General features: G+C 74.2%; 13 protein-coding genes and 1 riboswitch. Of the genes, 2 read left to right on the forward strand and 11 right to left on the reverse strand.

Features of this window, described 5'->3' with window-relative positions:
• Window positions 1–39 precede the first annotated feature (39 nt).
• Window positions 40–2,463: a glycoside hydrolase family 2 protein gene (locus Dsi01nite_RS01990; protein ID WP_203844243.1), complete on the forward strand. Its 2,424-nt coding sequence runs from the start codon at window positions 40–42 to the stop codon at window positions 2,461–2,463.
• A 46-nt stretch (window positions 2,464–2,509) separates the two neighbouring features.
• On the opposite strand, the gene Dsi01nite_RS01995 is transcribed toward Dsi01nite_RS01990, so the two are convergent.
• On the reverse strand, window positions 2,510–3,106 hold the full coding sequence (locus tag Dsi01nite_RS01995) for a TetR/AcrR family transcriptional regulator (RefSeq protein WP_203844244.1): 597 nt from the start codon (window positions 3,104–3,106) through the stop codon (window positions 2,510–2,512).
• 86 nt (window positions 3,107–3,192) lie between these two features.
• Between Dsi01nite_RS01995 and wrbA the strand changes: the two genes are divergently transcribed.
• Window positions 3,193–3,813 (forward strand): NAD(P)H:quinone oxidoreductase, encoded by a 621-nt coding sequence (gene wrbA / locus Dsi01nite_RS02000; protein ID WP_203844245.1) that lies wholly within the window; start codon window positions 3,193–3,195, stop codon window positions 3,811–3,813.
• 233 nt (window positions 3,814–4,046) lie between these two features.
• Here the strand turns inward: wrbA and Dsi01nite_RS02005 are convergent, their stop codons facing one another.
• The 10 genes from Dsi01nite_RS02005 to Dsi01nite_RS02050 all read right to left on the reverse strand — a co-directional run bounded on the left by Dsi01nite_RS02005 (window position 4,047) and on the right by Dsi01nite_RS02050 (window position 12,827).
• Window positions 4,047–5,216, reverse strand: a complete 1,170-nt coding sequence (locus Dsi01nite_RS02005; RefSeq protein WP_203844433.1) for an RNA polymerase sigma factor — start codon at window positions 5,214–5,216, stop codon at window positions 4,047–4,049.
• A gap of 41 nt (window positions 5,217–5,257) precedes the next feature.
• Window positions 5,258–5,602, reverse strand: a complete 345-nt coding sequence (locus tag Dsi01nite_RS02010) for a YciI family protein (protein ID WP_203844246.1) — start codon at window positions 5,600–5,602, stop codon at window positions 5,258–5,260.
• A 37-nt stretch (window positions 5,603–5,639) separates the two neighbouring features.
• A complete protein-coding gene (locus Dsi01nite_RS02015) occupies window positions 5,640–6,176 on the reverse strand; it encodes a flavin reductase family protein (RefSeq protein ID WP_203844247.1) in 537 nt (178 codons plus the stop codon).
• Window positions 6,173–7,981: a tetratricopeptide repeat protein gene (locus Dsi01nite_RS02020; protein WP_203844248.1), complete on the reverse strand. Its 1,809-nt coding sequence runs from the start codon at window positions 7,979–7,981 to the stop codon at window positions 6,173–6,175. The genes Dsi01nite_RS02015 and Dsi01nite_RS02020 overlap by 4 nt, the downstream gene beginning before the upstream one ends.
• Window positions 7,982–7,991: 10 nt before the next feature.
• Window positions 7,992–9,200: a hypothetical protein gene (locus tag Dsi01nite_RS02025; protein WP_203844249.1), complete on the reverse strand. Its 1,209-nt coding sequence runs from the start codon at window positions 9,198–9,200 to the stop codon at window positions 7,992–7,994.
• A 108-nt stretch (window positions 9,201–9,308) separates the two neighbouring features.
• A complete protein-coding gene (locus tag Dsi01nite_RS02030; protein ID WP_203844250.1) occupies window positions 9,309–9,455 on the reverse strand; it encodes a hypothetical protein in 147 nt (48 codons plus the stop codon).
• Window positions 9,456–9,565: 110 nt separating this feature from the next.
• Window positions 9,566–10,186, reverse strand: coding sequence for a 5,6-dimethylbenzimidazole synthase (gene bluB / locus Dsi01nite_RS02035; RefSeq protein WP_203844251.1), 621 nt, complete (start codon window positions 10,184–10,186; stop codon window positions 9,566–9,568).
• A 39-nt stretch (window positions 10,187–10,225) separates the two neighbouring features.
• A riboswitch (cobalamin riboswitch) is annotated at window positions 10,226–10,430 on the reverse strand.
• Complete coding sequence (locus tag Dsi01nite_RS02040) at window positions 10,418–11,056, reverse strand: MBL fold metallo-hydrolase (RefSeq protein WP_239135618.1); 639 nt, start codon at window positions 11,054–11,056, stop codon at window positions 10,418–10,420. Its footprint overlaps the riboswitch before it by 13 nt.
• 142 nt (window positions 11,057–11,198) lie before the next feature.
• Window positions 11,199–12,152, reverse strand: coding sequence for a quinone oxidoreductase family protein (locus Dsi01nite_RS02045; RefSeq protein WP_203844252.1), 954 nt, complete (start codon window positions 12,150–12,152; stop codon window positions 11,199–11,201).
• A gap of 9 nt (window positions 12,153–12,161) precedes the next feature.
• Window positions 12,162–12,827, reverse strand: coding sequence for a dienelactone hydrolase family protein (locus tag Dsi01nite_RS02050; RefSeq protein WP_203844253.1), 666 nt, complete (start codon window positions 12,825–12,827; stop codon window positions 12,162–12,164).
• Window positions 12,828–12,924: the final 97 nt, after the last annotated feature.

A 12,924-nucleotide genomic window follows, 5' to 3' on the forward strand; every position in this document is an offset into this window, starting at 1 on the left:
CTTATCCGCTTCAGTGCGGCCGTGATCACGGGAGCCCACATGCCAGTCCTGCGTCCTCTCCATTCCGGGTGGACTCTGCGCGCGGCCGGACCGGCCCCGCTCGGCGACGGCCCCGTCCCGGCCACCGTGCCGGGCTGCGTGCACACGGACCTGCTGGATGCCGGGCTGATCCCGGATCCGTACCTGGACGCGAACGAGCTGGACCTGGCCTGGATCGGCCGGACGACCTGGGTCTACGAGACCACGTTCGACGCCGTTGTCGCTGACGACCGGGTCGACCTGGTCGCCGACGGCCTGGACACGGTGGCGACGGTCACGCTCAACGGGGTCGAGCTGGGCCGGACCGCGAACATGCACCGGGGCTACCGGTTCGACGTCCGCGAGGTGCTGCGCCCGACCGGAAACCGGCTCGAGATCCGGTTCGACTCCGCCTACGACTACGCGCTGGCGGTCCGGGACGCGGTCGGTGAGCGGCCGAACGCGTATGACGAGCCGTTCCAGTACATCCGGAAAATGGCGTCGAACTTCGGCTGGGACTGGGGCCCGACCCTGGTCACGGCCGGGATCTGGCAGCCGATCGGGTTGCACTCGTGGTCGGTGGCGCGCCTCGCGGAGGTCCGGCCCCTCGTCACCGTCGACGGCACCGACGGGATCGTCGACGTGCACGTCACGGTCGAACGCGCCGGCGACGAGCCGCTGACCGTCACCGCCACGGTCGCGGGGGTCACCGCGACGGCCACCATCGCGGCGGGCGAGAGCTCGGCCGTGGTCACGGTCACCGTGCCGGACGTGCGGCTGTGGTGGCCGCGCGGGTTCGGCGCCGCGGACCGCTACGACCTGGACGTGACCCTGCACGCCGACACCGCCATGGTTGACACGTGGCAGCGGCGGATCGGGTTCCGGACCGTCGAGGTGGACACCCGCGCCGACGCCGACGGCACCGCGTTCACCCTGGTCGTCAACGGCACGCCGGTGTTCGTCCGCGGCGTGAACTGGATCCCCGACGACGCGTTCGTGACCCGGGTGGACCGTTCGCGCTACGCCGCCCGGATCGGCCAGGCGATCGACGCGGGCGTGAACTACCTGCGGGTGTGGGGCGGCGGCCGCTACGAGAGCGACGACTTCTACGACCTCTGCGACGAGCACGGGCTGCTCGTGGGGCAGGACTTCCTGTTCGCGTGCGCCGCCTACCCGGAGGAGGAGCCGCTCGGCTCGGAGGTGGCCGCCGAGGCGTCCGAGCAGGTGCTGCGGCTCATGTCGCACCCGAGCCTGGTGATGTGGGTCGGCAACAACGAGAACATCTGGGGCTTCCAGGACTGGGACTGGCAGGAGCCCCTCGCCGGGCGCACCTGGGGCGCCGGCTACTACTTCGACGTGCTGCCGGGGATCGTCACCGCGGTCGACCCGACCCGCCCGTACTGGCCCGGCAACCCCTGGTCCGGCACCGACACGGTCCACCCGAACGACCCGGCGCACGGCACCAGCCACATCTGGACCGTCTGGAACACCCATGACTACCGGCACTACGCCACCTACCACCCCCGCTTCCTCGCCGAGTTCGGCTTCCAGGCCCCGCCGACGTTCGCGACCCTGCGCCGCGCCGTGTCCGACGAGCCGCTGACCCCGACCTCACCCGGGATCCTGCACCACCAGAAGGCCGCCGACGGCAACGGCAAGCTCGCCGCCGGCCTCACCGGCCACTTCCCGCTGCCGGCGGGGTTCGACGACTGGCACTGGGCGACCCAGCTCAACCAGGCCCGCGCGATCACGTTCGGCATCTCGCACTTCCGCTCCCTCCGCCCACTGTGCATGGGCACGGTGCTGTGGCAGCTCAACGACAACTGGCCGGTCACGTCCTGGTCCGCGGTGGACGGTGACGGCCGGCGCAAGCCCCTCTGGTACGCGCTGCGCCGGGCCTACGCTTCGCGGTTCCTCACCATCCAGCCCCGCTCCGGCGTACCCACCCTGATCGCCGTCAACGACTCCACCACGGCGTGGCAGGCGCAGGTCGACGTCCGCCGGGTCTCCTTCACCGGCGACCCTCGCGCGAAGGCGACGCTCACCGTCGACGTGCCCGCGGGTGGCACCGTCGCCGTGCCGCTGCCGCCCGACGTCACCACTCCCGAGGACCCGGCCCGGGAGCTCATCGTCGCCGACGGCGCCACCTGGTACTTCGGCGAGGACGTCGACCTCGCCTACCCCGCGGCGTCCGTCGACGTGGTGGTCCACCCCACCGCGGGCGGCGCCACGGTCGAGGTCACGGCCCGCACGTTCGTGCGCGATCTGACCCTGTTCGCGGACCGGCTCGACCCGGCGGCGACCGTCGACGAGCAACTCGTGACGCTGCTGCCCGGCGAGACGGTCACCCTGCACGTCACCGGCACCGCACTGCCCGCCGCGGACGACCCCGCCTGGCGCACCGCCCCGGCCCTGCGCACCGCGAACGACCTCATCCCCGGCTGATCCACGTCGCCGTCCCGGGCCGGGCGCCGGCCCGGGTCGGCGGACTTCAGCGGTTCAGCACCAGGGCGCCGAGCACGACGTCCAGGCCGATCCTGACGCGGTCCGGGTCGAGGCCGAGCGCCCGCTGCTGGTGGTCGAGCACCGCGGGCTGGAGCAGGGCGAGCAGCACGCTGGCCGTGTAGGCGGCGTCGCGCGACCCGCCGAGCTCGCCGATCAGGTTGACCAGGTGCAGGTGATAGGTCTTGTACGGCCCGCTGCCGAACCCCTGCGCCGTCGTGGTCGTGGCGAGCAGCCGCAGCTCCCACTGGTCGCGTTGCAGGTCCAGCAGCGCGTGCAGGAACGCCCGGATCCGCGCGTCCGGCGGCGCGCCCGGGCCGAGGGGTGGCGGGCCGGCGAGGAACGCCTCCTGGAAGCGGATCTCGTGGCCCTCCATCAGCGTGTACGCGAGGCCGCTCAGATCCCCGAAGCGCCGATACGCGGTGCCCACGCCGACGCCGGCTTCCCGGGCGACCTCGTCGAGTGCCAGCCCGGCTGCGCCCTTGGCGGCGACGATCCGGTGGGCGGCGTCGATGAGCCGCTGCCGGTTGCGGGCGGCGTCGGCCCGCTCCGCGGGCGGCTGGCCGGCCATGGGCAGTGGTTGCACGTGACGATCCTCCCATCCCTTGTAAGTGGAACAGTTTCCACTTAGCCTGGGACGCGAAAGCGGAAATTATTCCACTTGGAGGATCCATGGGTGCCAGAGTCGCCGTCATCTACTACTCCGCCACCGGCAACGTGCACACCCTCGCCGAGGCCATCGCGGCCGGCGCGGCGGACGCCGGTGCCGAGGTCCGCCTGCGGCGCGTGCCGGAGCTGGCCCCGGACGCGGCGGTGGACGCCAATCCGGCCTGGCGGGCCCACACCGACGCCGCGGCGCACGTCCCGGTCGCCACGCACGACGACCTGACCTGGGCCGATGCCTACGCGTTCGGCTCGCCGACCCGCTACGGCAACATCGCCGCGCAGCTCAAGCAGTTCATCGACACGACCGGCGGCCTATGGGCCACGGGCCAGTTGCAGGACAAGGCGGCGACCGCGTTCACCAGCGCCGCCAACCCGCACGGGGGCAACGAGTCGACGCTGCTCGCCCTGTACAACACCTTCTACCACTGGGGCGCGTTCATCGTCCCGCCGGGCTACACCGACCCGGCCGTCCACGCCGCCCGCGGCAACCCCTACGGCATCGCCCATCCCGGCGCCGAAGGTGTCCCGAGCGACGCCACGCTCGCCGCGGCCCGATACCAGGGCCATCGCCTCGCCGTGACCGCCGCCCGCCTCGTCGGCAGCGCCCTCACCGACGCCGCCCGCTGACGTCGGCCGGGGGTGGCACGGGTGGGCCGCCCGGGCCGGCGACCGGGGCCGTCGCCCTCACCCGCCCCTCGCGCCCGCGGCCCGGGCCGGGGGCGCTCGACGATCCAGCGGTGGCACGAGACGGGCGAGACGGCGGCTGCGGGGTGCGCTCGCGTGGGTCGGGCATGGGTCGCTCCTCACGGCCGTTTCGACAGTGAGCAGCCGCCCTACCCGGGCACCGGGCGGGTAAACACCTACGAACCGCTGGCGGTCACCTCGGCGAGCCGACCGGCCAGGAACGACCGCTCGGCGTCGTTGCCGCACAGGGCCATGGCCTCCGCGTACGCGTCGGCGGCCGCCGGCAGGCGCCCGAGCCGGCGCAGGAAGTCGGCGCGGGCGGCGCTGAGGTAGGCGTACGTGGCGAGCTCCGGCGAGTCCAGCAACGGGGTCAGTGCGGCCAGCCCGGCCGCGGGGCCGTCGCGCAGGCCGAGGGCGACGGCGCGGTTCAGGGCGACGACCGGGGACGGCCAGAGGCGCAGGAGGACGTCGTACAGGGCGACGATCTGCGGCCAGTCGGTCGCCTCCCACGACGGCGCCTCGGCGTGGACGGCGGCGATCGCGGCCTCGACGGCGTAGCGGGTCGGTGCCCTCCGGCGCAGCGCCGCGGTCAGCAGGGAGGTGCCCTCCCGGATCTGCCCGGCATCCCACCGGCTGCGGTCCTGCTCGGACAGCAGCAGCAGCCGGCCCTCGAAGCTGCGGGTGTCGCGGCGGGCGTCGATCAGCAGCATCAGGGCCAGCAGCGCGGCGACCTCGGCGTCGTGCGGGAGCAGCAGCCGCAGCATGCGGGCCAGGTCGACGGCGCCGTCGACCAGGTCCTGCCGGACCAGGTGCGGCCCGACCGGAGCCGTGTGACCGGTGGTGAAGACGAGGTGGACGACCTCGAGGACGGCGCCGACCCGCTCGGGCAGCTCGTCCGGCGACGGCACCCGGTACGGGATGCGGGCGGCGCTGATCTTCCGCTTCGCGCGGGTGATCCTGGCCGCCATCGTCGGCTCGGGCACGAGGAAGGCCCGGGCCACCTCGGTGGTCGACAGCCCGCACACGAGCCGCAGTGTCAACGCGACCTGCGCCTCCCGCGACAGCGCCGGATGGCAGCAGGTGAACACCAGCCGGAGCCGGTCGTCGTCCTCCCCCGGTCCGGCCACCCGCTCCTCGGTCACCAGCAGCGGCAGCGCGCGACGCAGGGCGGACTCGCGGCGCAGCACGTCCAGCGCGCGGTTGCGGGCGACGGTGGTCAGCCACGCGCCCGGGCGGGACGGCACGCCGTCGGCCGGCCACGTGCGCAGCGCCTGCGCGTAGGCGTCCTGCACGCACTCCTCGGCCAGGTCCAGGTCTCGGGTGACGCGCACCGTCGCGGCGAGCACCCGGGCCCACTCGCGGCGGTGCGCGTCGGCGACCGCCGACGTCACCCGTGGTCCACGATCGGCCGGATCTCGACGCCACCGTGGCCGGAGGACAGCTCCGGCAGCAGCGCGGCGAGGGCGATCGCGGCGTCCAGGTCGGCGGCCTCGATGACGTAGAACCCGCCGAGGGCCTCCTTGGACTCCAGGAACGGCCCGTCGGTGATCAGGCCACCGCCGCGCAGCGTGGTCGCGGTCGAGGACGCCTCCAGCTCGTGGCCGCCGAGGACCCGCGAGCCGGCCGCGGCATTGAACGCCCGGTGCCCCTCATCCTTCGCCGCCAGCTCCGCCTCGGTCTCGGCGTCCCAGCGCTGCTCGTCACCGTAGATGAGAACCAGATACTTCGCCATGATACGTCCCATTCGTCCGGGGCCCTTGAGGGCCCGCCTACCTGTACGACGCAGAGGACCGCCCCGAAATCGACAGGTACGACCCACCGGCGAACACCAGCGGCGCGCCGGTGCCCATCGCGCCGAACGCGCGGACCCGGCCGACGCACACGTCATGGTCGCCGGCGACGTGCACGGTCTCCAGTGTGCAGTCGAAGTACGCCAGGCCGCAGTCGAGGACGGGGCTGCCGGTGCCGGGTCCGGGTGTCCAGCCGGTGTCGCCGAGCCCCGGCGGCCGGGACGGGTCGGCGAACGCCGTCGAGACGGCACCGGCGCCGGCGGGCAGGACCGTGACCGCGAACGCGCCCGCGGCCGGCAGCAGCACCGCCGTCCGGCTGGACCGCCGCACGCAGAACAGCACCAGCGGCGGATCGAGCGACACCGTCGTGAAACTGTTGACCGTCATGGCGTGGACGACGTCGCCGGCACGGACCGCGACGACCGTCACCCCCGTGGGGAGCCGCCCCGCCACCGCCCGGAACTCCCCCGCCGCGACAACACCCTTGCCGGCCGGGCAAACGCCAACGGCGGTCATGCGGCCACCGCCACGGCGGACAGGGCGGCGGCCCGGTTCGCCCGCGCGACCGGATCGTCCTCGACGGCCAGGGCCCGGTCGAAGCAGCGGACGGCCTCGGCCGCGTCGCCCAGCTCGAACATCGCCGCGCCGAGGTTCGTCCACGCGCCGGCCAGGCCGGGCTCCGCGAGCAGCGCCGCGCGGTAGTCGGCGACCGCCGCGGCGAGGTCGCCGGCGTCCGCGGCGAGCATGCCCCGGGTGCACAGCAGGTGCGGCTGGCCGGGCTCCAGGTCGAGGCCGGCGGCGACGTCGGCCCGGGCACCGGCGGGGTCGCCCAGTTCGTAGCGCAGCGCGGCCCGGTTGACGTAGGCGGCGAGGAAGTCCGGCTCGAGGTCGAGGACCCGGTCGAAGTCGGCGAGGGCGGCGTCCAGGTCGCCGAGCTCGGCGTACAGGTCGCCGCGGTTGTAGTGCGGCTCGACGTCCGGCAGGCCGACGGCGATGGCGGCGTCGTAGTCGGCGAGCGCCTCGGCGGAGCGGCCCAGCCGGCGCAGCAGGCCGGCGCGTTCGGCGTAGTAGTCGGGGTGGTGCGGGTCGAGGCCGATGACGGCGGTGTACTCGCGGACCCCGTCGGCCGGTGCCTGGCGGGCGATGAGCTGGGCGCGGTTGTAGCGCAGGACGGACAGGTGCAGGTCGCGCTCGCCGGCGGTGAACGTGGCCTCCATCCGCTCGATGCCGGCGTCGATGAGGCGCATCGCCTCCGCCGGGTCGCCCAGGTGCATCGCGATGAGGGCCCGGCCGTTCTCGTTGAACGTGAGGTTGTACGCGCGGCGCCGGTCCTCGGGCAGCAGCGAGGCGAGGGACACCGCGGTGTTGACCCAGGCGCTGGCCTTGCGCAGGTCGCGGCGGGCCTCGTCGAAGTAGCGGGTGTAGAGCATCGCGCGGCCGTACGCGGCCTGCATGTGGACGCTGGGCGAGGTGGAGCGGGCGCACGCCTCGTCGTAGAGGGCCATCGCCTCGTCGGCGCGACCCATGGTGGACAGGGCGATCGTCATCTTGACCGTGGCGAGCCAGCACTGGTCCGGCTGGGTGGCCCAGTCGGCGAGGTCGAGGCAGCGCCGGCCGAGCTCGAGGACCGCGTCGTAGTGGCCGGCGAGGATGCAGTCGCCGAGGGCGGCGCTGAGCGCGGCGACGCCGGCGCCGTGCGGGTCGCTGCCGTGCTCGCGGTGGTGACAGATGGCGCCGAGCCGCAGCGACGGCTCGTCCAGGGCGGCGAGCTCGTCGGCACGCCGGTCGTGCAGCCGCGCCCGCTCGGCCGGATCGAGCGCTTCGTATGCCGCCCGGAGCGCCGGGTCGGCGCTGACGCAGTCGCCATCCACATAGGACTCGATGGAGTCGGCGGATTCGTCGGTACCGGCAACGACGGTCAGCAGTGCGGGGTTGATGCGGCGGGCCAGGAGGGCGAGCCACTCGGCGTCGGTGCGGTCCGCCTCGTCCGCGTGCCGGACGACGAGCGTGCGCGGCCCGATGTCGGCGAGCAGCGCCTGCAGCAGGTCGACGAGGCCGTGTCCGATCTGGACGGTCCGCGCGTAGGGGTAGTAGCGGGTCCGCGACTCCGGTGACGCCTGCGACGTGAGGGTCTCCCGCTCGCAGGTCAGCAGGGCCGCCAGCTCCGGCGCGGCGGCGAGGATCTCGATGTCGTGCGCCCGCACCAGGTCCGGGTGGGTGCGCAGGAGGTCGGGGACGATCTGCCGCAGCAGGGTGCCGGCGGCGGTGAACGGCCCGCGCAGCCGCCGGTGGGCGTCCACTGTGGCCAGGACTTGGGACATGACGACTCCTTCAGGACGGGCGGGAGCGGCGGCGGTCGCGGACGGCGAGCGCGGCGGCGAGGACGAGCTGGCCGACCGAGGCGACCAGGAAGAGCAGCGCGTCCCAGAACCGGGCCGCGGGCACGGCCGGGTCGGTGACGGCGGCGACGGCGGTGCCGAGGAAGTGCCAGGCCAGCGGCAGCGCGATGAACACGAGCACGGCGAGCATGGCCGCGTAACCGATTGCGTAGAGCGGCGCGTACCAGCGGGCGACGGCCCGGTCGCGCGGATCCCAGCGGGTCTCGTCGGCGAGCCGGTCGGTGCGCCCGAGCAGCCGCCACATCCGGTTGTGCAGCAGTTCCCGGGCGGTGGTGTGCAGGTCGACGCAGCCGAGGACGGTGGTGATGAGGTGGTACACGTCGGTGCGCAGGAAGAAGTACAGCTGCGCGAGGATGCCGAGCAGGGTCATGAACGCGACGGCGAGGCAGGCGCGTCCCGCGACCGGGACGGTGCCGTCCGGGTGCCGGGTCAGCCACGCCACGACGGTGAGCGCCGAGGCCGTGAGCACGTCGGCGACCACGCCGGCGAGGATCGGCAGGTAGCGCTGCCGCCGCGGCACGACCACGAGCCCGTCGAGTTTCGTCTCGGCCACCAGGAAGTAGAGCCGGTGGCCGAGGTGCATCGAGGAGTGCAGGCCGAGCCGGCGGCCGGCGAGCAGGTGGAACAGCTCGTGCAGCACCACGAACGGCAACTGCCCGAACAGGATGGTCAGCTCCACGATCAGCAGGTAGTCGGTGAAGAACACGTTGCCGCGGGTGGGCGCGAGCCGCGGGTCGGCGACGCAGACCGCGACGGCGGCGACGACGAGCGCGGCGTAGCAGGCCCAGGCGAGCGGCGAGAACAAGGCCGCGCCGAGCTTCTGCCAGCGCGGCGGAGCGGCGTGCGCCACGGCGCCGTCAGCACTGCCGTCAGCACTGCCGTCAGCACTGCCGTCAGCGCTCAGGAAGTCCAGGTCCCGCAGGGTGTCGAGGAACTCGTCGATGTCGACGGGTTCGCCGTAGCGGTCGGTGTACCAGACGGCGGCGTCCTGCGGTGCGCGGCCGCCGGCGAGCTCGCGGAGCAGTGCGGCGCCGTCCGGCGGGAAGACGCCGTAGGAGTCGCAGTCGGTGCGGCCGACGACGACCCGGTCGCCCTCGTCGAGGTACCGCAGGTCGTGCAGCGCCACTGGACCGGTCGGCATGCCAGATCTCCTCTGCTTCTCCGCTGGCGGGGTTCCGGGTTCTCTGCTGACGGGGTTACGGGCCCGGCCGGGGGCGAGGGTGGGTGACACCCCCGGCCGGGTGATCCGTCAGCCCAGGAACTCGGCGCAGCAGCACATGCCGTAGCAGTAGTTGTTGCAGAGCCTGGTGAGCCGCACCGCGCCCGCCTTGCGGACCACGATCTTCTTCATCTCGGTGCTGGTGCTGGTGCTGGTTTCCGTCGCGATCTGTGCCATGGGAATCCGCCTCCTCAGACGATGTGCGTTACGTTGCGTAATGAGACTGACACGCAACGTAACCAGCGCGGAGTCGCCCGGGCGACAGTTCGACCGTGCGTAACCGACAGCTACCAGCGGTCGTGATGCAGGGCCTCGGCCAGCGGAACCCTGCTACGCCAGCCGTGCCGTTCCAGGTCCGGCACCGTCTCCAGGTGCGTCACCGGGCCGAGGCACAGCCACGCGACCGGGCGGATGCCGGCCGGGATGCCGAGCAGGTCACGGACGAACGGCTCCCGGTAGAACGACACCCAGCCCACGCCGAGGTCCTCCGCGGTCGCGGCCAGCCACAGGTTCTGGATGGCGAGGCAGACCGAGTAGAGGCCGGCGTCGGCGATCGCGTGCCGGCCCAGCACCGCAGGCCCGCCACGGGCGGGGTCGTACGTGACGACCACGGAGAGGGTCGACTCCAGTACCCCATCGATCTTGATGCGCTGGAACGTCGCCGCGGCCGCGCCGTCGAGGGTCGCGGCGAAGGTCGCCCGCTCCCGCCGGACGTGCTCGTGGAACGCGCCGCGCAGCCCGGCGTCGCGCACGAGGACGAAGTCCCACGGCTGCGACAGCCCGACACTCGGCGCGGCGTGCGCCGCCGTCAGGATCCGGTCGAGGACCTCGGCGGGGATCGGCCCGCCGGTGAACTGGCCGCGCACGTCGCGGCGGCGGCGCACGACGTCGTACAGGTCGGTGCTCATGAGGGCAGGCTCCCGCTGCTCAGGCCGCCCCGAAGCGGGGTCGGCGATGCACGCGAGGCCGGTCTTCGGACTCTCGGATCAACGCCTGACCGCCCGCCTTCCCAGCCCTCGGGCCAGTGACCGCACGCCGCTGCGGCGCGCCTGGGCGGCAGCTCCCCGATCACCGCGGCGGGCCCGTGCCGGATTCACACCGACTTCCCGATTCTCCCCGGTCGCCCGGGGCACCTCGCATCAGTTCATGCCGCCGCCGAGCCTAGCGCTCGCGAAGGTCACGGTGACGGTCAGGCCGCCGCCTCCACGACGCCGCCGTGGGAGCCGGCGACCTCGACCCAGCCGTGGACGGGGCGGTGCCCGGCGCCGCGGTGACCGCCCGGTACGCCGCGACCCGCTCGTGGCCGCCCGTCGTGCCCGCCCGGGCGACCGCCGGTGCCGTGGCGGCGACCACGTCCGGGTGCCCGCGGAGGACCTCGAGCACCTCAGTGGGCTACCCGAGCAGCTGCGCGCTACCCGCGGCCTCGAAGGCGGCGCGGACGTCCTCGGGCCCTCGGTGAAGTGCGCCCAGCTGTCGACGTGGACGGGCACGACCGTCGCCGCCTTCAGCAGGCGCGCCGCCTCGAGGATGCCGGCCGCGCCGAGGGTCAGGTCGGCGTCGCCGAGCAGGGCGGTGCGGGCCGGGCCGCCGGACAGGATCGCGACGTCGACGGCCGGGAAGCGCTCCGCGATCTCGGCGACGGCCCGCAGCGACGCGTTGTCGCCGCTGACGTAGACGGTGGGCACGCCGTCGCCGTGCAGGACGAAACCGGTGACCGGCCCGGTGAGGTGCTCGGTGCCGTCGGGGCCGTGCTGCGCGGGGACGGCGGTGACGCGCACGTGGCCGGCGCCGCCGGGCCGGGGCAGGTCCCGGCCGGCCCAGGGCTCCAGCCCGACGCATGCGCCGCCCAGCCGGGGCGGCCGCGACCGGGGTGCACTCCTACCGCGCCAGCTTCCGCGCCCGCTGAAAGCACGAGCGGGCTCAGTCCACGGTCAGGACGAGTTTGCCGGTGGTGCGGCGGGCCAGCAGGTCCTCGTGCGCCCGGCGGGCGTCCTCCAGTGCGTAGGCCGGGCCGAGCTGCGGGCGCAGGACACCCCTCGACGTCAGCTCCAGCAGCTGGGTGAGGGGGCCGTGGAACGCGTCGGGGCGGGTGAGGACCGGGCGGAGCCAGAAGCCGGCGACCGCGACGCTGCGGTTGGCGAGCTCGGCGGGGTCGACCGGTGGGCGTCCGCCGCGGGAGGCGTCGCCGTAGGTGACGAGGCGGCCGAGCGGGGCCAGGGTCGCCAGGGCCGCGGTGAACGTGGGGCCGCCGGTGGACTCCAGGACGACGTCGACGCCGGCGCCGTCGTTGGCGGCCAGGACCCGGTCGGTATAGCCGTCGGGGGCGCTGTCCACGGTGGCGTCGGCGCCCAGGGACGCGGCCAGGGCACGCTTCTCCGGCGTGGACGCGGCGGCGATGATCCGGCCGGCGCCGAGATGCCGGGCGAGCTGCACCGCGAGGGTGCCGACGCCGCCGGCGGCCGCGTTGACCACGACGGTCTCGCCCGGCCGCAGGGCGGCGCTGCCGTGCAGCAGGTGCCAGGCGGTGAGGCCCTGCACCAGCAGCGCCAGGGCCGGGCCGTCGGCGACGCCGTCCGGCACGTCCACGGTGTCCACTGTGGACACGACGGCGCGGGCCGCGTAGCCACCGCCGGCGAACGTGAGCGCGGCGACCCGACGGCCGTCGGGGGTGCGGCCGACGACCTCGGTGCCGGGAATGAACGGCAGGGCCTGCCCGCCGCTGTACGTGCCGGCGGTGCGGGACGTGTCGGCGTAGTTGATCCCGGCCGCGCTCACCTCGACGAGCACCTGACCCGGCCCCGGGACGGGGTCGGCGACGTCGGCGGGGACGAGAACTTCGGGGCCGCCGAAGCGGTCGCAGCGAATGGCGCGCATGGATCAACCCTACGAGGTGATCAGCTCCAGGACCCGCCGCCAGGCGTCGGCCGCCGGTTCGGGGCGGAAGGTGGGCGGGCCGGGGAGCAGGAAGGCGTGCGGGGTGTCGGGGTACACGACGATCTCGTGCCGCACGCCGGCCTCGCGCAGCGCCGCACCGACGGTGTCGACGTCGGCGGGTGGCACGACGTGGTCGGCGCCGCCGACGAGGAACAGCAGCCGGCCGCTGATGTCCGGGGTCAGCGCCACCGTCGGCTCGGGACGGCTCAGGGCGAACTCGGTGCCGGTGAGCCAGCCCGGATACAGCACGGCGGTCGCCGCCAGGCCGAGGCGGGCCGCCGCCAGGTACGCGACGTGCCCGCCGATGCTCAGCCCCACCATGCTGACCCGGGCCGGATCGCCGCCGAGGACGTCGACCGCCTCGGCGACGTCCCGCACGACCTCGTCGCGGTCCAGGGCGCGCAACAGTTCGAAGCCGCGGGCCCGCCCGGCGTCGTCCTGGGCGAGCTCGACGCCGGGCGCGGTGCGGTGGAACAGGTCGGGCACGGCGACGAGGCAGCCGGCCGCGGCGAGCCGGTCGGCGAACGCGCGGATCCCCGCGTCGACGCCGAAGAGCTGGTGGCCGAGCACGACCCGGTGCGGTGCGCCGCCGGATGGCGGCCGGGCGATGTACATGCCGGGCACGCTAGCGACCGGGTATCGGCCGTGACCAATAGCGCCGTCGATGGCCGCGATCAGTCCCCGGATGGCACCTCGCGCAGGAAGCAGTCGG

It is taken from the genome of Dactylosporangium siamense, from assembly GCF_016862795.1.
GTDB classification, from domain to species: Bacteria; Actinomycetota; Actinomycetes; order Mycobacteriales; family Micromonosporaceae; genus Dactylosporangium; species Dactylosporangium siamense.